This window comes from Halobacillus sp. A5, from assembly GCF_024189315.1.
GTDB lineage: Bacteria > Bacillota > Bacilli > Bacillales > Halobacillaceae > Halobacillus_A.
Window position 1 is genome coordinate 271,151 of record NZ_JAIZEO010000004.1, and the last position, 23,694, is coordinate 294,844.

The following is a 23,694-nucleotide window of genomic DNA, read 5'->3' on the forward strand; positions in this document are numbered from 1 at the left end:
TCTTATCCTCCTCCTACAAAGTGGACGATTTCCACATGGTCACCGTCTGCTAGTTTTGTATGTTCATAATCTGTTTTCTTCACAATCTGTTTGTTGTGCTCCACAACTGCAATCTTTTTCTGTATTTGATAACTCTCCAGAAGCTCAGCAATGGTCGCCTTTTCATTTGGAAAATCAAGCGTACGACCGTTAACTAGAATATTCATACGTACTCTCTCCTCTCTCAACTAAGCGGTTTGCGGAAAATAATGCTTGAATCGACGGATCAATCTTCTTCTTAGTAATCATGTTTTTAAGCAGCTGACCGGTGGCCGGAGCCAGCAAAATGCCATTTCGGTAATGTCCTGTCGCAAAGTAAAGCTTCGAAATGGAAGGGTGCTCTCCTATTACAGGTACACCGTCTTCCGTCCCCGGCCGGACACCAGACCAAAAATTTAGAAAAGCTGCTTCCCTCCACTCAGGGAAATGGGAAAACACCCGGTTCATCAAATCGGAGAGACCTCCTGCTGAAGTATCTGTACTTTGGTCGCCCGCCTTTGAAGTAGCTCCTACGATACAGCGTCCATCCGCCTTAGGAACAACATAAAAATCACGAAAAAATAAAGCTTCGTTGAAAAATTTTTCCCGCATCTTGATCGAAAAGCACTCTCCTTTCGTCGGTACGATAGGATTGCACAGGCCGGTATCTTTAAACCACCGCCCGCTGTCTGCACCGGAAGCAACAACCACATGCTCGGCTGAAACCGTAGAGTGTTCCATATTAACAGTGAAGGAGTCCCCCTTCTTTTTAAAACCTATTACGGCCTGGTCTTCAAGAACGTCCCCGCCATAATAAAGGGCCGCCCTTTTCAAAGCTTCGCAGACTTGACGTGGTTCGACGTGACCATCTTCTTGCATAAAAAGGGCTCCTAATGCATTCTCAGACAGGGCAGGAATCCGCTCACGAAGCGACTGTCCTTCCTCCCAAGTCAGATATGGAAAGCTCATTTTTTTCGAATGCAGCCTTTTCTTTTCATCAGGATGGACGGCCACTTCTGCCATCCCAAATTTGGAAAGCTCAATATCGATTGAAGTAATCTCTCTTAATTCCTTGTGTAAGCCCCCGTATAAATCTCTGCTTTTTTCACAAAACTTGTGATAGGCACCTGTTTTTTCATTTTCTGTATGGACTCCAAGCATGCCCGCTGCGGCCTGAGTAGCTTTATTTCCACTCGCCTGTTTATCCACCACGACGGTATGAACACCGCATTTATTTAAGAAAAAGGAAATGGAATGACCGATAATTCCTCCGCCAATAATTAATACATCATAGACCTTATTCATTCAGCTCACGAACCTCCTTTTGGTAGAGACGTGCGGATTCAATCGGGGATGAGGCATTAAAAATCCCTGACATAACCGCGGCTCCTTCCGCCTTTGTTGAAGTCAGCTTCTTTATGTTCTCTATGGTGATACCTCCAATCGCAATGACTGGAATACTAAGAGCCGATGTGATCTCCCTCAGCTGCTTAAGCCCTCTTGACTTCATTCCTTTCTTACTCTCGGTAGGAAAGATATGACCGAACATGATATAATCTGCTCCTTCTTCTTCCGCTTGTATAGCGGATGATAAGGAATGGACGGCCTGCCCTGTATGAAGAAATGGATAAGCCTTTTTCACTTCTCTTACTGTCATGCCTTTTTCCGGGAGATGAAGGTTATGAACTCCAGTCATACAAGCAATATCTGCATGACTATGAACCCTAAGCTTCCCGGCAGGAATCCGTGCCTTTAGTAATGCATTTACGAACTCCAGGTATGCTTGAGGCGATTTTTGTTTTTCACGTAACACAATGGAATCTACGAGCGGCTCGATTTCCTTAATGATTGGCAGCAGCTGTTCTTCATTCAATTTTCCATTCGTGACAGCAGTAAGCTTCATCACGTCCCCCCTTTAATTTAGACATTAAAAAATGCCACTTTTCCGGTTAGGAAAGTGGCATGTCTATGAGTAAACAGCACGCAGTATATAGATCGCTCTAATATCACGCTTGTCATACGGTCACTTTCCTCCGCTGGTGTTAAAGCCAGTTCAGGTTCAAAGAGTCCCAAAGTTGTACTTTGATCTCAGCCCTTATATAAAGGCACCCCTAGTGAATCTACTATTAAATTTTGGAAATGATTTGTAGTCTACTCTACCGCATTTACGAGCTCAGGTCTATTAAAAACAGTCGATTTCCACTCATTAATGCTAAAGACCTACTAATCTATGCACGTTTATTCCGAGGATTTAAACAACGACTTCAGGAAGCCAATTACCCCTTTATTTTCACGATTTACCTCTCGAGGCTCTTCCTTTGTTTCCAGGTAAATGTCTTCTTTCTCGATGGCATAACCCACGGTCAGAATTGCCCCTGCATCGGTGTCTGTTTCGTGATTGGAAATGGTCGTATGGTGAATATCATATTGATCAGCTATATTTCTATAAGGTTTTCGAAAACGATAGCTGACTTCGCCGTTTAACAGCAGCTGAGCGTCCTTATGCTCTTTCATCTTCTCTTTTAATTCTTCTACTCCAGCTTCCTGCATCACCTGTCCTTTTGTTAAAACAAGAACGATCCGCTCCCGGAGAGTGCCAAGGTATTGCTTGCGTTCCCCTGGTTTTGTCTGTCTGCCGCCGTAGATACCTTCCTGTAAATAATCATCTACGTCTTGTTTTTTCATAAGAAATTCACCTCATTATGCGATGCTTCTATTAATTCTCCCCATATCTTCGCACAATCACGAAAACACATCAAAAGAGAGGCACCTCTCTATTTCTCAACAATAATCTCGTCAATCTGTTCTCCTAAATGCCGGCCTGGCTTATCCAATAATCCCAACACCTTCTGTCCTTCCTTCAAATCTAAAATCGAAACCTCGCCTAAGTTTTCTTCTAATAAATAAACACTGGAAGACTGTTGAAGAGTAGCTGATATCGTCTGCTCTCCGCAGCGGCATTCCACCCGTACAAATGGACGCTTCTCAATCTTCACCCGTCCGACTGCAATTTCCCGATCTGCCGCTTCATCACCCAGTGTCAGTTTCTCGCCCGGGGTTAATTCATGTAGATAATAAGTCTTCGCATTCTGATATAAATATTGGTGGAAGGCGCCGCAGTTAATACGAAAGGGCCGAGCGGGATAATCTTTAGACTCCCGGTTCTCAGCGAGTACTTTAAGATAGCCATGCCCTGTATTGCCGATATACAGTCCGTCTGACGGCTGGAGAATATCAATTAAGTCAAGGCAGACTCTCATGCCTTCCCCGATTTCTTCAATCCTGGTTACTTCCAAATAATCTTTGTTCATGTCTGCATCCAACCTTCCTCATTTAGTTCCTGGATTCATTTTCTCTTGTTTCCTTCTTTCTTGTCCACTGCGAATAAATATTGAAGCAATTTTCGGATATTTCTTTTAAATGCATTGACACTCCACCATTTAATTGCTATGATCACAATTAAAATAAAATCAACGATATTCTTATCCAGAGAGGTGGAGGGACTGGCCCTGCGAAGCCCGGCAACCGCTATATAAAATAGCACGGTGCCAAATCCTACTGAGTTTTAACTCAGGAAGATAAGAGAATAATACATCTCTTAAACCTCTCTATTCATTACGATTAGAGAGGTTTTTTCCATTCGAATATGTAATTCTTATCCAGAGAGGCAGAGGGACTGGCCCGTTGACGCCCGGCAACCATCAGGCTGAAGCTTGAAAAGGTGCTAATTCCTGCAGGAGAAATCCTGATAGATAAGAAGAGAATCCAGCTCTCTTCTTATCGAGGAGAGCTTTTTTCTATGAAAAGGAGAGAAATCCAATGAAAACCGTTTTACTAGATGGTACTCGTACCCCTTTTGGAAAATGGAAGGGTGCGTTAAGTAAATTGTCTGCCGTAGATTTAGGAGAAAAAGCATTGGCGGCTTTACTCGAAAGACAGCCTGAAGCAAAGCAGGCAGACGGAGTACTGCTCGCCCAGGTTATTCAAGCCGGTCAGGGGCAGAATCCTGCCCGGCAGGCAGCATATAAGGCAGGTCTTGACCCTGCAGTTCCGGCCATTACGCTCAATAATGTCTGCCTGGGAGGTATTGCTACTATCGCTGATGCCTCACGGAGAATTCAGCTGAAGGAAGGAGAGTACTATGTCGTAGGCGGGTTCGATTCGATGACGAACGCGCCCCATACTGCTCCCGTCCGCACAACCTCAAGTATCGGGCATACCCGACTTACGGATACTCTGCTGAACGATGGGTTATGGTGCTCACTGACCGATGTTTCCATGGGAGCTCTTACCGACGAGAAAAACCGAAGCTTCGACATTAACCGCGAGGACCAGGATGATTACTCAGCCCTTTCTCAACAGCGTGCAGCCCATGCACAAAGTAATCAAAGGCTGAGTGATGAAATCAGCCCGATCTCTGAATTATTAGAACAGGATGAAGGTGTGAGGGCTGGTACTACTTCAGAGAAGCTCGCCTCTCTCTCTCCTGCTTTTTCAAAGGATGGAACCATCACTGCCGGCAACGCCTCCCAAATGACGGACGGGGCAAGCATAGGCATTGTAACCTCTGAACAAAAAGCTAGAGAACTTGGAAAAACACCGCTGGCTGAAATTGTGGACTGGTCCGAAGTCGCCGGCCCTGATGCGAGTCTGCAGACTAAACCTTCACAGGCCATTAAGCATCTGCTGGATAAACACTCCCTGACGACGGATGACATCGATTTATATGAAATTAACGAAGCCTTTGCCAGTGTAGTAATTGCAAGCTGCCGGGATCTTGGAATTGATTACAGCCGCGTCAACGTGAACGGCGGCGCCATCGCCCTCGGTCACCCATTAGGCGGTACAGGCTTCAGGCTCATACTTACCCTGGCTCATGAGTTAAAAAGAAGAGGCGGCGGAAAAGGCATCGCTTCCCTGTGCGGAGGCGGCGGCCAAGGAATGGCCATTCTTATCGAAGTGCCCCAATCGTAATTGGAAAGGAGATCCATTCATGACATTATCAACTGCATCAAAGAGACACTCCCCCCTGCTTTGGGAGCCTTCAGAGGAAAGATCTCATCACTCTCATATTAAAGCATTTGCTGACTACGTTAATCAGCCGCTTTTTCCATACGAAAGGTTTCACCGCTGGTCCATTACGCGTATAGGTGAATTCTGGTCCAGCGTGTGGAATTATGCCGGGGTTATTGGGGATCAAGGAGATACAACTATTATTCCTTCCTCCTCTATGCCGGACGCTGAATGGTTTCCAAACGCCAGACTGAATTTTGCTGAAAACCTGCTGCGTGGTTCCGATGATCGCCTTGCAGCTTACGAAGCCGGGGAATCAGGAATAAGCCGCACGATTACCTTAGGCGAATTAAAAAAGATGGTTGCGAAAGCGCAGCAAGGATTACAGAACTTAGGCGTACAGAAAGGGGACTGCATAGCGGGGGTAACGACAAATACGATCGATGGACTAACTGCCTTAATTGCAGCTACTTCTCTAGGCGCCGTCTGGACCTCCTGTTCTCCAGATTTCGGGACGAAAGGAATCGTGGACCGGATCGGACAGGCCGCGCCTAAGGTATTGTTCGCATCCTTAAAATACCAGTACAAAGAAAAACCATTCAACATTGAAGAGAAAATCCGTGAAACCACAGAAAATCTTGAAGACCTTTCGGCTGTCATTACGTTAAACGGTACAGCAGAACTTCCGGGAGTCGAAACAAAAACATGGGCTGAGTTGTGTGCGAATGATGCAAAGTCCCCTGTGTTTACAGAGACCGGATTCAATGACCCGCTGTATATTCTTTATACCTCTGGAACGACCGGTCTCCCTAAAGCGATTGTTCACTCCGTCGGAGGCACGCTGCTCCAGCATGTCAAAGAGCATCAACTCCATTGCGATGTTCAGCGTAATGATGTTTTATTCTGGTACACCAACACAGCGTGGATGATGTACCCCTGGCTGGTCTCCGGCCTTGCGAGTGAGGCTGCCCTGCTGCTTTATGACGGCTCACCCGTTCAATCAAATAACATCGCTCATTTATGGGATATAGCAGATGAAGCGGGAGTTACCCATTTTGGAACGAGTCCGAAATATTTAGAATCGCTGGCGAAAGCCGACGTTCATTTAAAATCAACGCACTCCCTTTCACGTTTAAAAAGTATTATGTCCTGTGGAGCGCCTCTTGCTCCTGAACAGTATGACTGGGTTTATGACACGATCAAGGACGATCTCCATCTAGCCTCAATTTCCGGAGGTACAGAAATCATTGGTTGCTTCGTCATGGGATCCCCGGTCCACCCTGTAAAACGCGGGGAAATCGCCTGTAAAGCTTTGGGTATGGCCGTTGATGTTTTAGATGAACGCAGTGCTTCAGTGTATGAAAAAAAAGCGGACTTAGTTTGTACCCAGCCGTTCCCGAGCATGCCGCTCACTTTCGTCGGCGAAGACGGAGATGAACGGTACCGGCGCAGCTATTTCTCAAAACGCCGGGACATTTGGACGCATGGCGACCTTGCCGCACAAACTCTTGATGAAGCTTTGATTATTTATGGACGGGCTGATACCACACTGAACCCGGGAGGCGTGCGGATCGGCACAGCAGAAATCTACCGTGTAGTTGAACATATTCCGGAGATTGAGGATTCTGTCGTGTTTGGACTGCCAAAGGACAATGACGAAGAGATCGTCCTTTGTGTCGTAACGAAGCATTTTACAAAAGAGCTGGCGGATCAAGTGCGCCGTCTGATCCGGTCCAAAGCGTCCCCCCGTCATGTGCCTAAACGGATCTATCAGGTAGAGAGCATTCCTCATACCATTAACGGAAAGAAGGTTGAAGGTGCTGCACGTACTGCTGCATTAGGCCATACGGTTAAAAATGAAGCTTCATTACGAAACCCGTTAAGCCTTCAATTATTCCGAGAGCTGCCAGAAAAGGAGTATTTGTAAATGAAGCGTAACGTAAGAGGAGCCATAATAGGAATCGGTGAATTACAGCCGGTCCGCTATACATCAGGAGAAACTACACTCAGTCTGATTGCGGAGTCAGTCCGTCTTGCCATTGAGGATGCTGGGATTTCAAAGCATGAAATCGACGGTCTCCTTGTCGGTCCTCAGGTAGGGGAAACTCCACAGCACGTTCCAGCTACAGTTTCAGAGTATTTAGGAATCGATCCCACGATGTCAAACACCGTCGACCTCGGCGGTGCATCCGGTCCGGGAATGATCTGGCGGGCCGCTGCTGCCATTGAAGCCGGCATGTGTGAAACCGTCGTTTGTGTGCTTGCCAATAAGAACGAAAAAGGGGAAACCCTCCGCTCTCCAAATCGCAACCCGATACGTGAATTTGATGTACCGTTTGGCGCATCAGGAGCCAATACGTCTTACGCACTCTTGAAACGACAACATATGGAGGAGTATGGATCACAGCAGGAAGATTTCGCCCGTATCGCTTATTGGGCGAGAAAGAATGCACAAAAGAATCCGAAAGCGATCTTTCATGGAAAACCGGCCGAACTTGAAGATATTACTGCTTCTCCATTGATCGCGGATCCCCTCCACCTGCTGGAAATTGTCATGCCTGTGGCCGGCGGAGCGGCTGTCATCGTCACCTCTGAGGAGAAAGCCGCGCGTGTTATACAGCACAAGCCGGTTTATTTGAAAGGAGCTGGTGAAAAAATTACTCACCGTGCTGTCAGTCAAGCACCCCGGATTGATCAGCTGCCGTTCACCTACTCCATCCCCCGTGCTTTGGAACAGGCCGGGGTAAGCGTAGAGGATATCGATCTTTTCTCTTTGTATGACTGCTATACAAGCGTTGTAGCAGTGCAGCTGGAAAGTGCCGGTCTGTGTGCGCCCGGCCGGTTTGGAGAATTGATGAGAAATCACAGCTTCTCTCATGATGGCAAATATCCTTTAAATACACACGGCGGACAGTTAGGATTCGGTCAGGCGGATTTAGCCGGCGGAATGTCTCACGTTATCGAAGCAGTTCACCAGCTCCGCGGGGAAGCCGACAATAGACAAATACCAAAAGCCGGGCACGCACTGGTTACAGGCAATGGAGCTACACTAAGTGAAACCAATGCTCTCGTGTTAGGAGGAGAACAATGAGTCAGCAAGTAAACATATCACTTCCTGCACCAACGATCACCTCAGTAAGTCAGCCGTTTTGGGACGGTATTAAGGAAGGGAGGCTGATGCTTCAGCAGTGCGATCAATGCAGCGAATGGATCTTCTATCCACGGGCACACTGCCCTCATTGCTTTCATTGCTCCTTAACCTGGAAAGAGGCAGCCGGAGCTGGAATATTAAAAACATGGAGCATCATTCATCGGGCAGGGCACCCGGCCTGGCAGGAACACACCCCGTATGTTGTCGGTGTTGTCCAGCTCACTGAAGGGCCATCTCTGCTCACCCACTTGAATGTAAACGAAGACGAACTCAATTATCAAATGGAAGTAGAGATGGACATCCAGAACACCGGTCCCCATCCGCTGCCATTTTTCAAACCAATAAAGGAGGAAACAATATGATACTCACTTATTTCTTATGTATCGCTCTATTCTGGGCAGGCGGACTGCTATTATGGAAATATTTTTACGCAGGCAAGAAAGGAGAACATTAACTTATGCTTACAGAATCAAGTGTCCTGCTATGGACCGTAATTATATTGCTGACTGCCTACTTTGGCGCTGTAACGTGGATAGGTAAAAAAGGACGTGCCCACAGCCAGTCCATGGCGGGATTCGCTACTGCCCGGGGAAAGGTCAGCCCATGGCTCGTCGGAGCAAGCTTCGCCACTTCTTATGCAAGTGCAAACTTATTTATCGGTGTGCCCGGTCTTGCTTATCAATACGGGACGGCCGTCCTTTGGTACACGCTGGGATGCTTTGGAGTGTCCTGGATCGGATTATTACTGTTTGCCAAAACATTTTGGCGGTACGGCAAGAAGCTTGGTCGTGTATCGACTATACCGGAATGGCTCGGCAAGCGATATAATTCCAAAGCACTGCAAATCCTGGTTTCATTATTAATTCTATTTAATGTGTATTATATCGTCGGTCAAAACGTTGGACTTGCCACCATTTTTGAAACTGTCATTGGCATTCCTTACTTCTGGGGAATCATTATCGGTGTGGCTATTACGATCGTCTATATTGGTCTTGGCGGTGCCTTTGCACAAATGATTACCGATGGGATTCAAGGCATATTAATGGCCATTACATCCATCCTTATTGTCATCTCCTTTTTATGGACAATCGGCGGAGGATTAAATGTCTTCGGTGTATTGACAGATCAATTGCATGCGATCGATCCTAATTTAACGGCAGCTGTCGCAGACGGAGGACCATACAATAGTGCATTAGCCATTATGGCGGTACAGTTTATGCTCTTCAGCTTCATCTTAATGCCGCACCTGCTTAACAAAGTCCTTTCGCTTGAAAACGAAGAGGACCTCGCACCCTTCACACTTTCAGCAGGATTGGTGCTCTGCATAATTTCAACACTCATGGTACTCGGCGGTTTAGCTGCGCGCGTCATGTTCCCAAGTCTTGATAGTGCAGATTCGGCCATTCCATTGTACGTAATTGAAGCCTTTCCAAGTTTAATCGCTGCGATCATGATCGTAGGAATTATATCAGCTATACTGTCAAGTACCGACAGCCTTTACCTCGGTGTAACAACAAGCATCGGGAATGACCTGTATGGCGTAATTGCTTCTTTCTTTTCAAATAAAGATGAAAAAGACCTTGAAAATCAATCGTTAAAAGTTGCAAAATGGTCGCTGGTTGGAGTGGGACTGCTTTCCCTATACCTTTCCTTAGAACGTCCAGATTCTCTGGCTTTCTTAATCCAGTTCAGCTATTCTGCGATTATCTCCGGGATTATCGCTCCAATCACGCTTGGATACTTTTGGAATAAAGCCAATAACTATGGAGCAATCGCAGCTTTAATTACCGGAGCCTCTCTTTATGTATTGTTTACCACTCAGGAATTAATCGGTAATATTTTTATTGCCATGTTAATCAGCTCACTCACATCTTTTGTCGTGATGGGCATTGTAAGTGTTGTAACTGTCCGTACCACAGAACAGGATCTCGCTTTAGAGAAATCAAGCTAATAAAATCGCCTTTCCTAGACTGGAAAAGCGAGAATTTGTAGGGGGAGCTGAGGCTTCCCTTCTTTTTTTGGATGCGGGTTGAGTTGATAACGCCATGCGATAACACCCTAATGTCAGCAGATAAGTCCCCAACAAAAATAATAACGACTTAAATCAGTTAGACAATGCCCTAACGAAAAATATAGCGACTTAACCGCCTTTCCAGCCAAGGAAAGGCGGTTTATTGTCGATTACTTGTATGATATTTCCCGGGAAATGCTTTAATTGTCGAATAAATTACCTCGAAGTTGCTAAATGAGTATACACATCCTGAAGAGTTGTAAAGTTATGCTCTTTAATTTCCCGAATACTCTCTACCCACAGTTTAGCTGTTGCTTTCGCATCTTCTAACGCATGGTGTCGCTGCTCAATTGATATATCGTAATGAGCACAGCATTCATCTAAGCTCACCAAATCTTGATGTGCAATTTTTGTTAAAAAGTTCGTATCTACAATGCGGTGCTGAAAATTCTTCCTCAGCGCAAGCCAAGTTGCGTGGTTCATAAACTGCTTCTCATGATTCGCGTGGTGCGCCACCAATACATCGCTTCGAATATAGGAATAGAAACGCTTCAACACATCACGTAAAGGGTCTGCTGCCACCAGCATTTCCTGGGTAATGCCCGTCAGTTCTTCAATTTCCTGAGAAGGAGGCGTATCGCATTGCACGAGCGAATAAAAGGTTTCATTTTCAAGAATAGTCGTTCCCTCCACCTTAACTGCACCAATCGATAAGATCTGATCTCCCTTATACGGATAGAAGCCTGTCGTTTCTAAATCGAAAACGACCACGCTTAATTCTTCAAAAGGAATATCGAGCACATCCCTGTTCTTCATTTCCCGCTCAAGATTACGCATATATGCTACTTTGGAAGGGTCGTTCTGATTTATCGAAGAGAATCCGCTGCCAAGCCGATCAGACAAATCCTTTACAAATTGCATAAACGGATTCATAGCGCACCTTCTTCTTTAAGGATGGATTTTGCTTTGGCAAAAAGCTGGTTGCCCCGTCTGATCAAATACTTCAACTTCTGTTTATCTTCTCTTGATAAGCGCTCAATTGGCAGTAAATGAACTTTCTCGTAGTTGGCTGCTTCTTTTCGAAACTGCAGCCGGAAATCGAGCAGCTGGCGGAAATCCTGTTCATATTCTTTAATAAAAGGGAACGTATCGCCGAGCGATATAAACCTATCCAGCGTAGATGCATCACTCACGCCCTTTCTCAGTGCTAAGATGCGGATGGCATTCACGTAAGGAAAATAAGCTGTTTCCTTTAAATGAATCTCCCCCTTCATCCCCTGTCTTTGCTCGGTAAGCAGCTGCCCAAATACACCGACACCCTTTTTAATAAACTCGAAGTTCTCCATCAATCGAGCATACAGCTGCGGTTCACGCTCCAGCATCGTAAAGGCGTCCTGCTTTAATTGCAGCAGCAGTTCTTCATCCCCATACAAGACACGGGAGTCAAACAGGATCGAAAAGTTCCGCATCGACTGCCAGCTTGCTTCTTCAAGCCACGCACCTACCTGTTCTTTATATGCCTCGGCCGATTGACACCATAGCGGGTTAGAAGCCATTACCCTGCCTTCACACAGCTCGTATCCGGCCACCGCCAGCCCATGACTGATTTCATCACCCAGTTTTAAAAAGTAATCCTGATCACCGGATTCAAATATAAGACCATGATCCTGATCGCTCCATACTGACTGTTCAAAGCGTCCGGCGCTGCCCATTAGAAAGAACGCAAAAGGAGCAGGTGGTATCCCCTGCTCACTTTCCAGCTTCGTTTTCGCGATCCCTACGGTTTGATACATTACTTGATCGTGAAAAGCATTTAATTGAAAATGATCATCGGCAATGGACGGTATCGTCTCAAGACGCCATTGCTTTATATCTTCATAGGTTTGAAACATTCGTATCCATTCCTTCGAGCGCGATTACGCTCCAGATTTGGTATTAGAGGTTGTAAGGTTCTCTGGGTAACCATACCCGCCATGCTCACTAATATCAAGCCCCATAATTTCCTCTTCTTCCGTTACACGTATACTGCCCTTCACTTTATCCATAACCTTCAAAATGATAAAAGAAACGAGGAAGGCATAAAGACCACAAGCAACAACTCCCATAAGCTGAACACCAAGCTGCTCAAAGCCGCCGCCGTAGAACAATCCCGGACGGCCGACAGAAGCTAGTTCCGGTGTAGCAAATAGTCCGTTAGACAGCGTTCCCCAAATACCAACTGTACCGTGCACAGAAAGCGCGAAGATTGGATCGTCAATTTTTTTCTTATCAAAAAACCTCATACTGAAGAATACAAACGCTCCACCGACTAAACCGATCAAAACAGCTGCCCAGGGCTCAACAAACGCACAAGATGCAGTAATCGCAACCAGACCCGCAAGTGCACCATTTAACGTCGTCGGCACATCCGCTTTACCAGTTACAGCCCATACCATCAGCATTGCACCAATTGCACCAGCACCTGCTGCAAGCTGCGTGTTCAAAGCAACGTATCCAAAGAATGCATCCTCTACCCCAAACGTACTTCCTGCATTAAAACCGAACCAGCCGACCCATAGAAGCAGAACCCCTAAAGCTGTGAATACCTGGTTGTGACCCGCAATTTCATTCGAGGATCCATCTTTATTGTACTTTCCGAAACGCGGTTTAAGTATAATCGTTGCCGCAAGAGCAGCTGCTGCACCTGTTAAGTGAACAACGGTTGAACCGGCAAAGTCCTGTTTACCGTGATCAGCTAACCAGCCGCCGCCCCAGATCCAGTGAGCAATTACAGGGTAAATCACGATTGAAAACAGAACTGCAAAGATAACATAAGCAATCAACTTCGCACGTTCAGCAAATCCGCCAAACGCAATCGTCATTGCAATGGCTGCAAATACAAGCTGGAACATGAAATCAACAGAGCCAGCCAGCCCTTCTCCCATTGTCGATGCATCACCATAGAAGAAATCAGAAAAACCTATAAGAGCATTACCTTCACCATAAATCAGACCATAACCTACTGCCCAGAACACCAGCGACACAATCCCAACTGTAAACACTGTCTTCCCTGCAATGTGACCCGCGTTCTTCATTCTCGTCGAACCTGCTTCAAGAAGAATAAATCCACCCTGCATAAGAAAAACCAGTACCGTACACACGATAATCCATAAGTTATTCATCAAAAAAGTAGCATCCATTTTGTGTCCTTCTCCTTCATGTCATATTTTCTAACATTGTATGTTAATTAATATACTAACAAAGCCTAAAGCTGAACACAATAATTTTTTGAAAATTTATAAAATGAATGCGTTTTTATAATTATCCACACTACGTAAAAAGCCTCCCAACCGTTATTAGAACGAATGAGAGGCTTTGCTGCCCTGTATTAAAATGTGATTTTCTTTCCAGACCTTGCACTTTCCATTGCCTTAAACACCATTTCCATACTTTTAAAGTTATCCCGGCAATCCGTTTCTGCGGGTCTCGCTTCCTCCAGAGCAGCAAACATCTCATCCAGACAGCCGAAATGCCCTTCCCGTCCAGACCATGCATTCTCCTCTTCAACAACTTTCACGCTATCCATGAAACCTTGAGGACGAGATTCGTCGATGATTTCACAAGCCGGATCGTCGCTGCCATTCCAACGAACCGATCCTTTACTTCCCATCACCCGCCAGTCTGCTTCCCACGACGTTGAATGACCAACTGCCGACCACGAGCCGCGGTACGTAAATATGGAGCCGTCACTCATTTCAAAAATACAAACAGCCGAGGAATCGCCTTCATACCAGGATCCGGGTGGATTGTATTCGTGACAATACACAGAAACCGCATCCGCTCCCGTTATAAAACGAGCCTGATCGAATGTATGTATGGCCATATCCATAATAAGCGGGCTTTTCATTGCTTCCCGGAATCCTCCAAAATGAGGTCCCAGGAAAAAATCAGCATGGATCGATCCAATCCGGCCGATCACCCGGCTGTCTAAAAGGTATTTAAACGCCCGTATTTCTTTTTGGTACCTGCGGTTTTGCATTACAAAATAGTTCTTTCCCGTTTTCTGGGCTGTTTTTACTACTTCACTTGCGTCTTTTAAAGTTTCAGCTATTGGTTTCTCTCCAAATACATGACAGCCACCTTTAAGTGCTGTCGTCACAACCTGTTTGTGAGCAGCCGGTACAGTGACATCAAATACAAGCGAGGCATCCGTCTGCTCGAGTGCGTCGGCGAGATTTGTAAAGACAGGAACCTGCAGGCTGTGACTCTCAGCTAATTCTTTTGCTGCTGCTGCATTTACGTCAACGACCCCGGCCACCTCTGCGTTATTACGCTGAGAAGCATAGTCTAACCAGGTATGAGCCATCGTTCCGCATCCTGCCACAATGATTTTATGAATTTTCATAAACTGCCTCCTTTTTTATCAGCTTAGCATACTGCCGCGAGAAAACATCTTCCTTCTAAAGAGAAAAGGCCCTCTATATAAGAGGACCCATCATGCTTCCTTTTTTATGAAATAAAGAAGCTTATAACAAGAGTGACACTAAACCCGACCAGGGCGATAATCGTTTCCATTACCGTCCATGACTTTAACGTGTCCTTCTCCGATAATCCAAAGAATCGGTTAACCATCCAGAACCCTGAATCATTCACGTGGGAAGCAATGGTCGCCCCGGAAGCGATCGTAATCACGAGCAGGGCCAGCATCGGGCCTTCTATACCGAGCGTATCGATAACAGGCGAGATCAGACTGGCGGCTGTTACCATCGCTACCGTAGCTGAACCTTGTGCAATACGTACTGCTGATGCAACAATGAAAGCAAATACAATGATCGGCATGTTGAGATTACTCATCGTATCAGCTAGTACATCTCCGATTCCGGCTTCAACCAGCACCGTTCCGAATACACCGCCGGCTCCGGTAATCAAAATAATAACACCGGCAGGCTCCAGGGATTTCGTTGCAATTTCCTGAATTTCTTCCTTAGAGTATCCACGGCGTGTACCTAATAAATAGAAAGTGACCAGTGCTGTAATAGTCAATGCTACACCTGGATCACCAATGAAAGTCAAGACAGATACCCATGTACTTTCCTCCGGAAGTAAAAGAGAGCCGAACGTATTCAGCAGGATTAAAAACAACGGCAGCAAAATCAGGCCAGCAATCATTCGGAAGCTTGGCAGGTCTTTATCATATTGCTTGCCTTTCGCTTCCTCCGCCATATTTCTCATCATCTCTTTTGGCACAGTCGCATGAATTTTCTTAGCGATGTACGTACCAAAGACCGGCCCCGCAAGAATCGCTGCGGGTATTCCAGCCAGGAAACCAAATAGGATTACCCAGCCAATGTTAGCCCCAAGCAGAGAAGCCACTGAAATGGGTCCCGGTGTAGGTGGAACGAAGCTGTGGGTAACGGCTAACCCGGCCAACAGCGGAATTCCATAGTACAAGAGTGATTTACCTGTTTTCTGAGCCAGGCTGTACAGGATCGGTACTAAAATTACAAAAGCGACATCAAGGAATACAGGAATAGAAATGATAAAACCTGTCAGCACCATCGCCCAGTTCACACGTTTTTCTCCAAATTTATTCATAAGCGTCAAAGCTAAACGTTCTGCTCCGCCGGAAGCTTTCAGGATTTCACCGAACATGGCACCAATCCCGATGATGATGGCGACTTCAGCCACTGTTCCTCCCATACCTTCCGACACGGCATCCAATACTTCTCCAGAACTCATCCCAGAGAGAAGACCTACAATATAACTGACGAGAATCAAGGCTATAAACGCCTGTAACTTTGTTCTGATCACAAGGAAAAGTAATAACGCGACACCGAAAGCGGCAAGCAATATTAATCCTGCTGCAGACATTTTAATCCGCTCCTTTCAATAGTAATGTAATTAGTTTCATAATCTGGCAGTTTATAATCTCTACCATTCGGCGACTGTGCCATCGGCATTACGCCAGATTGGATTCTTCCATTGATGTGCTTCTTTGGAAGCTTCTTTCACGCGTTCTTCATTAATTTCAATTCCGAGACCGGACCCGACAGGCATAGTGACAGCTCCAGATTGATAGCGGAACACTTCCGGATCCACAAGGTAATCCAAAAGATCACTGCCTTTATTGTAATGGATGCCCAGGCTTTGTTCCTGAATGATGCAGTTCGGTGTACATGCATCGACCTGCAGGGAAGCGGCCAGGTTGATCGGGCCCAGCGGGGCATGAGGGGCCACCGCTACATCAAACGCCTCGGCCATCGAAGCAATTTTCTTAGTCTCTAAGATACCGCCGGCGTGTGATAGATCCGGCTGGACAATATCCACTACTCCATCCATCAGCATCTGTTTAAATCCCCAGCGCGTATAATTTCGTTCTCCTGTCGCAATAGGCGTCGTCGTATGTTTGGCGATTTCCTTAAAAGCTTCAAGGTTCTCTACGAGGACGGGCTCTTCGATAAACATTGGACGATAAGGCTCCAATTCCTTTACAAGAATTTTTGCCATTCCTTTGTGAACGCGTCCGTGAAAATCAATCCCAATTCCAAAATCATTCCCTGCCGCCTCGCGGATCGCCGCCACCCGCTCGACCGCCGCGTCTACTTTTGTATAGCTGTCAATGTAATTCATCTCTTCGGTTCCGTTCATTTTGATCGCTGTAAAGCCGGCATCTGCTTTTTCTTTAGCAGCGGTGCCGACATCACCCGGCCGGTCCCCTCCAATCCAGGAATACACCTGGATATTATCACGTACAGCACCTCCCAGCATTTCATAAACAGGCATATCGTGATACTTGCCTTTTATATCCCAAAGGGCTTGCTCAATCCCGGAAATAGCACTCATCAGAATGGGGCCGCCGCGATAGAACCCGCCCCGGTACAGAACTTGAAAGTGATCTTCAATTTGGCGGGGATCCCTGCCTATCAAATAATCCATCAGTTCCGTAACACAGGCCTCCACGGTATGAGAACGCCCTTCAACCACAGGCTCTCCCCAGCCGCTGATTCCTTCATCTGTTTCAATTTTTAAGAACAGCCAGCGCGGCGGCACTTGATAGAGTTTAAAATCAGTAATTTTCATAGGTTTCCACATCCTTTATCGCTGCTGCGAATTGTTGAGCGCTCTTTGTTATATTCTTCAGTGCCTCGTCATCTATCTTTTGGTTCGTATTCACAAGGGCGCTCCCTAGACCGGCGGCAACCGCGCCTTTTTCAAAATACTCCCTGACGTTCGACAAATTGACACCGCCGGTCGGCATTAACGGGATATGGGGAAGCGGTCCGTGGATATCCTTCATATAGCCCGGTCCCATAACCCCCGCCGGAAAGACTTTAATCAAGTCGGCTCCATGTTCATAAGCGGTTAGAATTTCTGTCGGAGTCATTGCACCCGGAATACTGACTACCCCATACCGCTTCGTAATTCGGATGGTTTCTCTATCGACGGTTGGGGAAAAAATAAAGTCGGCTCCAGCCGAAATTGCTGCTTTCGCCGTTTCCGGGTCGAGCACCGTCCCCGCACCAACCACCATTTCCTCACCGAATTCCCCGCTCACCCGCCTAATTAAATCATTGCATTCCGGAGTATCCGCAGTAATTTCCATAATGTGAACCCCGCCTTCATGCAGTGCCCGGGCGATCGTCACAACATCTTCGCCTGCCGCCCCACGAACGACGGCAACCAGTTTATGATTCATCATTTTCTGAAAAGTGTTTTCCATACAAGCTCCCTCCTATCGGTCTACATCTTCTTTACTGACCTGGTTTTGAAAGTCAGTAAGCCTCTTCTTGTCCGGCAGCCCTTCAACATCGCCATCAACCATCGTCACCATTGCCCCAACAGCGTTCCCGCGTCTGGCGGCTTCCTTTAGTTCTAATCCATCAAGCAGACCCGAGATACAGCCGGCAGCGAATCCATCCCCGGCTCCGACAGGATCTACCACTTGGTTCACAGGAAATCCTTCGACGTAACCTGAAGTCTGCTCAGAGTATACATAAGCCCCCTTTTTCCCAAGCTTCATCACAACAGCAGCGGCTCCATTTCCAACAAATTGCCGGGCTAATTCCTCATGGCTTGAACGGCCAAATAGGAATTCAGCCTCATCGATTCCCGGCAGCACAATGTCTGCGAGACCAGAGAGCTTAAGCAATACTTCGCGCGCCTGCTCTTCTGTCCATAATTTACGGCGCAGATTCGGATCAAAAATCACCGGCACTCCATTTAGTTTCGCGCAATCCACCGCTTTTAAAACGGTTTCATAACAGCTGTCACTAAGTGCCGGGGTAATGCCCGTGACATGTAAATAATTCGCCCCGGCAATGTATTCCTCATCTATGTCTTCAGGCCTCATACGGCTCGCAGCCGAATGCCGCCGGTAGTATTTCACTCTGATTTCATCAGGTGACAGTCTTTCTTTAAAAAAAATCCCCGTGTCAGCTTCATCGTCTAAGGTAACCCGGCTGACATCCACTCCTTCGCCACGTATAAAGGCAAGTACCTTTTCTCCAAATTCATCATCTCCCAGCCGGCTGACCCAGCCTGACTTATGGCCAAGCCTTGATAAAGCAATCGCGACATTTGACTCGGCTCCGGCAATTTTCGTAGAAAAATCACCCGTGTAGCGCATAAGCCCTGATGATTTTGAGGTGAACAAGACCATCGTCTCCCCTAGTGTGATTACATCCACATTACCCTTCCTTTCTAGTATCCATTACGTTGTGAAATGACCTTCGCTGTGTGCTGCAGTTCTTCTGCTATGAACGGATGCCTCGGAGATACCCTGCTCTTCGGACCGGCCACACTCACTGCCGCAATCATTTCACCGGCTGCATTGTAGATCGGAGCAGCCAGGCAGAATAAGCCGTTTTCATTCTCTTCATCATCAATCGCATATCCCTGTGCTCGAAATTGTGGAAACTGAGCCTTTAACACCTCAGGATCTGTAATCGTATTATTCGTGATCGCTTCCATATCAATAGATGACAGTATATTATCACTTACAGCCTCCGGCAAAAATGCAAGAAATGCCTTGCCAAGGCCTGTACAATACAGCGGCTTTCTCATTCCAATTTGAGCACTCGTCCGCACTGATCGGTAGTTATCTACTTTGGCCACGTATACGAGTTCCTTCTCCATCAATACAGCCATAAAGATGGTTTCTTCCACCTTTTCCATTAACTCCCGAAGTAAGGGCTGAGCCTCTGTATTGACATCGAGCGTCTCTAAGGCCCTCGTGCCGATTTGAATTAACTTCGGTCCGAGCTTGTACTGCTTTCGTTCCGTCACCGTTAACACCTGTCTGCTATGCATCGTCTGTATTAAATGAAACGTACTGCTCTGCGGCAGTGAAAGCTTAGCAGCTATTTCCTTCAAAGGGAGGCCGCCCGGGTAATCCTTTAATAAATTCATAATATCTATCACACGGCCAGCTGATTTAACCGACATCCCGCACCCCTCCTTAATTCACATATGTAAATATAATTCTTATATATGAATAACTGCCCATAACACTATCATAATAAAACGCTTTCATCAATAGAAAACAGCAAGAAAAAAAGCAATTCCTCATTAATTCCAGGAACTGCCTTCTGCTGCTATATTATTGAAGCGTTATTTTCTTTATCGAGTTTATGGTGCTTAAGCAGCTGGACTTCATCAGTGCAGGTCTGCTCTAACTCCAGAATAACCAACTCATTATCCTTTTCTCTTAATAAAGGACCAGGAAGATAAAGCCTCTGCTGCGGACCGGCTGGATTCCAATACCTTCCTAAATTAAACCCATTAATAAATATATTTCCCTTCGTAAAGCCGGTACTATCAATAAATGTGTCGTGTAATCCGTCTGCGTCGAAGGTTCCTCTGAAAAACTTAGGATACCTTGAACCTCCTTCTCCACCATAGCTGTCGGGAAGGACATCTAATTCAACCGCAAACATTTCCCAATGAAAAAAGTACTGCTCTCCCAGCCATATGTTGCTCGTGATTCCTTTCCTGTCAGAGAGGTGCTCTCCATAATTCGCCCTCCCCATGTTTTCTACCAAAATTTCGAGCGTATTGCTTTCGTTTGGAAAAGTCAGTACAACCTTCCGTTCTGAATCGTTTTTATAAATAGTAGTATCATATTTTCCATTAATATAAACGTAAGCACGGTCATGAACCTCATCGATTCCCATACTTAAATCTCCCTGCCTGTTGACTGTCGTACGATAAAGCGTATAGCCATACGACTGATCGATCGCTTCCATGGAAAGGGGTGTAATATTTTCCACACGGCGGCTGATTTGATGGATCGTATCAAACAAACTGATGGACTCCAGCATTGATATCGTGCCGTAGCTTTTTGCTGAAATCGTACTAACGTAATCATCAGGAACTTCTGCATAGTTGCCTAATATTCGTTTAACTGCACGGTATTTCTCGGTAATTTCTCCATTTTCCGTCAGTAAACTATCATAGTCATAGCTTGTAATCGTAGGGTAATAGAGATCATAATGGTTCGCGCCATTCATGAAACCAAAATTAGTCCCCCCGTGGAACATATAGAAATTAACTGAGCTCTTCTTCTCCATCAGCTCTTTAAAAACTTCAGCTGCATCTTCTGCTTCTCTTGTATGGTGCTCCCCCGTCCAATAGTCAAACCAGCCGATCCAGAACTCAGCTGCCATCTTAGGCGAACCCGGTTTCATTTTCTCTAATTGGTCAAAAGCTGCCTCTACCTTAGAGCCGAAGTTTAACGTCGTAGTGACGTCAGGAAGAGAGCCTTGAGCTATGAATTCAGGACCATCTGAAGTAAACAGAAACGTATCCATTCCATGTTTTTCATACTGATGTTTAAAAAACTCCAAGTAGCGTTGATCATCTCCATAAGCACCGTATTCATTTTCTATCTGCATTGCTATTATGGGACCGCCATTTTGAAAGAGATAAGGGCGGAACTTAGGAAGCAGGACATTATAATATTCTTCCACGTGCGTTAAGAAACGAGAGTCACTGCTGCGCAGCACTACCGAATGTTCCTTCAGCAGCCAGGAGGGCAGACCGCCCATTTCCCACTCCGCACAAATATAAGGCGAAGGGCGGATGATGACATACAATCCCAGCTCTTGTGCAAGCTGAATGAACTGCTCGATATCGGCAAGACCAGAAAAATGAAAATTTCCCTTTTTCGGTTCATGTACATTCCAGGCGATATACGTTTCTACTGTATTTAACCCTAACGCTTTGAGCTTCTGCAGTCGGTCTTCCCAGTGTTCAGGTACCGTGCGGAAGTAATGCATAGCGCCTGAGAGAATTTGAAATGGTTCCTGATCTAAATAAAATTGTCCGCTATTTGCCTGCAGCATTATTGACCACCTTTTTCCCTTTTTAAAATGGAGAGGCCAAAAGGAGGCAGGTTTACGTTCCCCTGGACTGGTCTCCCGTCTATCAAATGTGAGAATACCTCACCGTACAGCTCTACAGTTTGTTCAGCATCCCCAAAGTTCATCAGGAAAATACAGTCGTACTTGCCGTCCGTCCTCTGCTGCGCCGATATCCCGTCCGGCAGCGTACCTGGTATCGTTTTTCTAATCCCAGCCTCTTCAATAAGGGCTTCGTAAAAGTCATGTTGAAACGGCTGTATGTTACGGGAGGCGATATAGTAAGCTTTACCCTTCCCCAGTTGATTAACTGTTAGAGCAGGACGTCCGGCATAAAAGTCATCTTTGTAGTAAGCCAGGGCCTCGGCTCCATCTAAATGGATTAAATCACATAATTCATAAGCCGTATATTCGCCGCTGAGTCCTAAGCTATTTGTGCCGATTGTTACTCCATTCGTCTGGCCGTCATATAGCCCATCAATTTCCTCCGCCCAGATACCAAGAGTGTTTCGAAGAGGACCAGGGAAGCCGCTAAGAAAAGCTAAATCATTTTCATTCACGATCCCCGACCAGTAGGTTGCCACAAACGTCCCCCCCTGCTTCACAAACTCCTCAATCCTCTCACCAACTCCCGGTCTGACCATATACAGCATCGGCGCCACAACTAATTTATAGCCGGATATATTCTTGTCCATATCAATGACATCGACAGCAGCCCCTTGTTTCCAAAATGCCTCGTAGTGAGCGGCAACAGTTTTTTCATAATTGACGCCTTTGTTCCTCGGTCCTTGAGCATCCTTGACGGCCCAGCGGGTTTCGGTGTCAAAGATGATGGCGACTTCAGCCTCCACCCTCGTTCCGACTACATCATCCAACTGATCCAGTGTCTCACCAACTTCGGTAACATCCTGAAATACTCGGGTATGCTCACTTCCGGAGTGATCCACTACTGCGCCATGGAACTTCTCGCTCGAACCCCGGCTCTTCCGCCATTGAAAATATTGAACCGAATCTGAACCATGGGCCACTGCCTGCATCGAAGACAGCAAATGCATACCCGGGCGCTTCAGTTTGCTGATCGGCTGCCAGTTTGTCAGACTTGGTGTGCTTTCCATTAATAAAAATGGCTGCCCGTCTTTAATTGAACGGAACATGTCATGATTCATCGCTACCCAGGCTGCCTGCTGAATATCTCCCTCCAGGTCGTGCCACGTCGGATAGGAATCCCAGCAGACAAAGTCGAGGGCTTCCGCAAACTTAGAGTAATTCAACCCTTCAAAGGCCTCCATAAAGTTGGTAGTCACAGGTAAGTCCGGGTTTTTGGTTTTTAACGGCTTGACCTCGTGCTCATAGAAATCAAGCGTCTGATCAGTCACAAATCGCTTCCAGTCCAGGTTTAAGCCATGGACCATCGTTTCACCGTGAGGAGCCGGAGACTCAATCTGAGACCACGAAGTATATGTATGACTCCAGAACGTCGTCCACCAGCTATGATTCAACTCATCAAGCGTGTTATACTTTTCACTCAGCCAATGACGGAACGCCTCCTGACAAAGATCACAATGACACTCCCCGCCGAATTCATTAGAAATGTGCCAGCCAATGACGGCCGGATGCTCAGAATATCGTTCAGCCAGTTTACGGTTCATGATAGTGACTTTTTCACGGTAAACCGGAGAAGTATAACAATGGTTATGCCTGAGTCCGTGCATATTTCTCACCCGGTTATCGCTGACTCGAAGTACTTCTTCATACTTTTCGGACATCCAGGCTGGCCGCGCACCGCTCGGCGTAGCTAAAAAAGCGTAAATTCCATTCTCGGCTAATTGATCGAGAACCCGGTCCAGCCACTCGAAGTGAAATACGCCTTCCTCAGGTTCAAGCTTTCCCCAGGAAAATATTCCGACGGACATCACGTTACATTTCGCTTGTTTCATTAATCTGATATCTTCTTCCAATATCCCCGGGTATCTCTCCCATTGTTCCGGGTTGTAGTCCGCTCCATGGAGCATTTTTGGAATTTTTGCGCTGACTGGATTGTATTTTTCTTTCATATTCTCACCTTTCTTTCTTATAAAGTGATTCTGTTTATCCTGTTGAAAATACGATGGATAGTGAGGTAACGCGCTCACTTTCTCCAACCCCGGGTAACGGACTCCTTCCTT

The 23,694-nt window shown here is 46.3% G+C and carries 21 protein-coding genes and 3 riboswitches; of the genes, 5 read left to right on the forward strand and 16 right to left on the reverse strand.

Annotated features, from left to right (window positions below):
* Positions 1-2: 2 nt before the first annotated feature.
* The 5 genes from thiS to LF822_RS16590 all read right to left on the reverse strand — a co-directional run bounded on the left by thiS (position 3) and on the right by LF822_RS16590 (position 3,329).
* Positions 3-206: a sulfur carrier protein ThiS gene (gene thiS / locus LF822_RS16570; protein ID WP_253925190.1), complete on the reverse strand. Its 204-nt coding sequence runs from the start codon at positions 204-206 to the stop codon at positions 3-5.
* The gene (gene thiO, locus LF822_RS16575) at positions 190-1,323 is read right to left on the reverse strand and encodes a glycine oxidase ThiO (RefSeq protein ID WP_253925191.1); all 1,134 of its coding nucleotides are present in this window, start codon (positions 1,321-1,323) and stop codon (positions 190-192) included. Before thiO ends, thiS begins: the two co-directional genes overlap by 17 nt.
* Positions 1,316-1,921, reverse strand: coding sequence for a thiamine phosphate synthase (locus LF822_RS16580; protein ID WP_253925192.1), 606 nt, complete (start codon positions 1,919-1,921; stop codon positions 1,316-1,318). Before LF822_RS16580 ends, thiO begins: the two co-directional genes overlap by 8 nt.
* Positions 1,922-2,029: 108 nt before the next feature.
* Positions 2,030-2,141: riboswitch (TPP riboswitch) on the reverse strand.
* A gap of 115 nt (positions 2,142-2,256) precedes the next feature.
* On the reverse strand, positions 2,257-2,703 hold the full coding sequence (locus tag LF822_RS16585; RefSeq protein WP_253925194.1) for a YueI family protein: 447 nt from the start codon (positions 2,701-2,703) through the stop codon (positions 2,257-2,259).
* 89 nt (positions 2,704-2,792) lie between these two features.
* The gene (locus LF822_RS16590) at positions 2,793-3,329 is read right to left on the reverse strand and encodes a 3-dehydroquinate synthase II domain-containing protein (RefSeq protein ID WP_253925195.1); all 537 of its coding nucleotides are present in this window, start codon (positions 3,327-3,329) and stop codon (positions 2,793-2,795) included.
* 168 nt (positions 3,330-3,497) lie between these two features.
* Positions 3,498-3,603, forward strand: a riboswitch (SAM riboswitch).
* 67 nt (positions 3,604-3,670) lie between these two features.
* Positions 3,671-3,777: riboswitch (SAM riboswitch) on the forward strand.
* A gap of 60 nt (positions 3,778-3,837) precedes the next feature.
* Between LF822_RS16590 and LF822_RS16595 the strand changes: the two genes are divergently transcribed.
* The 5 genes from LF822_RS16595 (at position 3,838) to LF822_RS16615 (ending at position 10,133) form a co-directional block, all read left to right on the forward strand.
* Positions 3,838-4,992 (forward strand): acetyl-CoA C-acyltransferase, encoded by a 1,155-nt coding sequence (locus LF822_RS16595; RefSeq protein ID WP_253925196.1) that lies wholly within the window; start codon positions 3,838-3,840, stop codon positions 4,990-4,992.
* Between the two features lie 19 nt (positions 4,993-5,011).
* Complete coding sequence (locus LF822_RS16600; RefSeq protein WP_253925197.1) at positions 5,012-6,958, forward strand: acetoacetate--CoA ligase; 1,947 nt, start codon at positions 5,012-5,014, stop codon at positions 6,956-6,958.
* Positions 6,959-8,122, forward strand: coding sequence for a thiolase family protein (locus tag LF822_RS16605; protein ID WP_253925198.1), 1,164 nt, complete (start codon positions 6,959-6,961; stop codon positions 8,120-8,122). It abuts the gene before it with no gap.
* Positions 8,119-8,544, forward strand: a complete 426-nt coding sequence (locus LF822_RS16610; RefSeq protein ID WP_253925199.1) for a Zn-ribbon domain-containing OB-fold protein — start codon at positions 8,119-8,121, stop codon at positions 8,542-8,544. The genes LF822_RS16605 and LF822_RS16610 overlap by 4 nt, the downstream gene beginning before the upstream one ends.
* Before the next feature lie 95 nt (positions 8,545-8,639).
* The gene (locus LF822_RS16615; protein WP_253925200.1) at positions 8,640-10,133 is read left to right on the forward strand and encodes a sodium:solute symporter family protein; all 1,494 of its coding nucleotides are present in this window, start codon (positions 8,640-8,642) and stop codon (positions 10,131-10,133) included.
* A gap of 276 nt (positions 10,134-10,409) precedes the next feature.
* Here LF822_RS16615 and LF822_RS16620 read toward each other — a convergent pair whose 3' ends face one another.
* The 11 genes from LF822_RS16620 to LF822_RS16670 all read right to left on the reverse strand — a co-directional run bounded on the left by LF822_RS16620 (position 10,410) and on the right by LF822_RS16670 (position 23,583).
* Positions 10,410-11,126: an exonuclease domain-containing protein gene (locus LF822_RS16620; protein ID WP_253925202.1), complete on the reverse strand. Its 717-nt coding sequence runs from the start codon at positions 11,124-11,126 to the stop codon at positions 10,410-10,412.
* Complete coding sequence (locus LF822_RS16625; RefSeq protein WP_253925203.1) at positions 11,123-12,085, reverse strand: DUF294 nucleotidyltransferase-like domain-containing protein; 963 nt, start codon at positions 12,083-12,085, stop codon at positions 11,123-11,125. The genes LF822_RS16620 and LF822_RS16625 overlap by 4 nt, the downstream gene beginning before the upstream one ends.
* A 24-nt stretch (positions 12,086-12,109) precedes the next feature.
* Complete coding sequence (locus tag LF822_RS16630; protein ID WP_253925204.1) at positions 12,110-13,372, reverse strand: ammonium transporter; 1,263 nt, start codon at positions 13,370-13,372, stop codon at positions 12,110-12,112.
* A gap of 188 nt (positions 13,373-13,560) precedes the next feature.
* A complete protein-coding gene (locus tag LF822_RS16635; RefSeq protein WP_253925205.1) occupies positions 13,561-14,577 on the reverse strand; it encodes a Gfo/Idh/MocA family protein in 1,017 nt (338 codons plus the stop codon).
* Between the two features lie 104 nt (positions 14,578-14,681).
* Positions 14,682-16,043: a GntP family permease gene (locus LF822_RS16640; RefSeq protein WP_253925206.1), complete on the reverse strand. Its 1,362-nt coding sequence runs from the start codon at positions 16,041-16,043 to the stop codon at positions 14,682-14,684.
* Positions 16,044-16,103: 60 nt separating this feature from the next.
* Entirely contained in the window at positions 16,104-17,252 is a 1,149-nt protein-coding gene (gene dgoD, locus LF822_RS16645; RefSeq protein WP_253925207.1) for a galactonate dehydratase, read from the reverse strand.
* Positions 17,239-17,892, reverse strand: a complete 654-nt coding sequence (locus LF822_RS16650; protein WP_253925208.1) for a bifunctional 4-hydroxy-2-oxoglutarate aldolase/2-dehydro-3-deoxy-phosphogluconate aldolase — start codon at positions 17,890-17,892, stop codon at positions 17,239-17,241. Before LF822_RS16650 ends, dgoD begins: the two co-directional genes overlap by 14 nt.
* A 12-nt stretch (positions 17,893-17,904) precedes the next feature.
* Positions 17,905-18,858, reverse strand: a complete 954-nt coding sequence (locus LF822_RS16655) for a sugar kinase (RefSeq protein ID WP_253925209.1) — start codon at positions 18,856-18,858, stop codon at positions 17,905-17,907.
* Between the two features lie 14 nt (positions 18,859-18,872).
* Positions 18,873-19,616 carry an IclR family transcriptional regulator gene (locus LF822_RS16660; protein ID WP_253925211.1) on the reverse strand — a complete coding sequence of 248 codons (744 nt, stop codon included), beginning with the start codon at positions 19,614-19,616 and terminating at the stop codon, positions 18,873-18,875.
* Positions 19,617-19,765: 149 nt separating this feature from the next.
* Positions 19,766-21,514, reverse strand: coding sequence for a glycoside hydrolase family 35 protein (locus LF822_RS16665; RefSeq protein ID WP_253925213.1), 1,749 nt, complete (start codon positions 21,512-21,514; stop codon positions 19,766-19,768).
* Positions 21,514-23,583, reverse strand: a complete 2,070-nt coding sequence (locus LF822_RS16670; RefSeq protein ID WP_253925463.1) for a beta-galactosidase — start codon at positions 23,581-23,583, stop codon at positions 21,514-21,516. The genes LF822_RS16665 and LF822_RS16670 overlap by 1 nt, the downstream gene beginning before the upstream one ends.
* Positions 23,584-23,694: the final 111 nt, after the last annotated feature.

Bases quoted from the DNA above. Each gene is read 5' to 3' on its own strand.
- thiS (WP_253925190.1), bottom strand. From the start codon at position 206: ATGAATATTCTAGTTAACGGTCGTACGCTTGATTTTCCAAATGAAAAG.
- thiO (WP_253925191.1), bottom strand. From the start codon at position 1,323: ATGAATAAGGTCTATGATGTATTAATTATTGGCGGAGGAATTATCGGT.
- LF822_RS16580 (WP_253925192.1), bottom strand. From the start codon at position 1,921: ATGAAGCTTACTGCTGTCACGAATGGAAAATTGAATGAAGAACAGCTG.
- LF822_RS16585 (WP_253925194.1), bottom strand. From the start codon at position 2,703: ATGAAAAAACAAGACGTAGATGATTATTTACAGGAAGGTATCTACGGC.
- LF822_RS16590 (WP_253925195.1), bottom strand. From the start codon at position 3,329: ATGAACAAAGATTATTTGGAAGTAACCAGGATTGAAGAAATCGGGGAA.
- LF822_RS16595 (WP_253925196.1), top strand. From the start codon at position 3,838: ATGAAAACCGTTTTACTAGATGGTACTCGTACCCCTTTTGGAAAATGG.
- LF822_RS16600 (WP_253925197.1), top strand. From the start codon at position 5,012: ATGACATTATCAACTGCATCAAAGAGACACTCCCCCCTGCTTTGGGAG.
- LF822_RS16605 (WP_253925198.1), top strand. From the start codon at position 6,959: ATGAAGCGTAACGTAAGAGGAGCCATAATAGGAATCGGTGAATTACAG.
- LF822_RS16610 (WP_253925199.1), top strand. From the start codon at position 8,119: ATGAGTCAGCAAGTAAACATATCACTTCCTGCACCAACGATCACCTCA.
- LF822_RS16615 (WP_253925200.1), top strand. From the start codon at position 8,640: ATGCTTACAGAATCAAGTGTCCTGCTATGGACCGTAATTATATTGCTG.
- LF822_RS16620 (WP_253925202.1), bottom strand. From the start codon at position 11,126: ATGAATCCGTTTATGCAATTTGTAAAGGATTTGTCTGATCGGCTTGGC.
- LF822_RS16625 (WP_253925203.1), bottom strand. From the start codon at position 12,085: ATGTTTCAAACCTATGAAGATATAAAGCAATGGCGTCTTGAGACGATA.
- LF822_RS16630 (WP_253925204.1), bottom strand. From the start codon at position 13,372: ATGGATGCTACTTTTTTGATGAATAACTTATGGATTATCGTGTGTACG.
- LF822_RS16635 (WP_253925205.1), bottom strand. From the start codon at position 14,577: ATGAAAATTCATAAAATCATTGTGGCAGGATGCGGAACGATGGCTCAT.
- LF822_RS16640 (WP_253925206.1), bottom strand. From the start codon at position 16,043: ATGTCTGCAGCAGGATTAATATTGCTTGCCGCTTTCGGTGTCGCGTTA.
- dgoD (WP_253925207.1), bottom strand. From the start codon at position 17,252: ATGAAAATTACTGATTTTAAACTCTATCAAGTGCCGCCGCGCTGGCTG.
- LF822_RS16650 (WP_253925208.1), bottom strand. From the start codon at position 17,892: ATGGAAAACACTTTTCAGAAAATGATGAATCATAAACTGGTTGCCGTC.
- LF822_RS16660 (WP_253925211.1), bottom strand. From the start codon at position 19,616: ATGTCGGTTAAATCAGCTGGCCGTGTGATAGATATTATGAATTTATTA.
- LF822_RS16665 (WP_253925213.1), bottom strand. From the start codon at position 21,514: ATGCTGCAGGCAAATAGCGGACAATTTTATTTAGATCAGGAACCATTT.
- LF822_RS16670 (WP_253925463.1), bottom strand. From the start codon at position 23,583: ATGAAAGAAAAATACAATCCAGTCAGCGCAAAAATTCCAAAAATGCTC.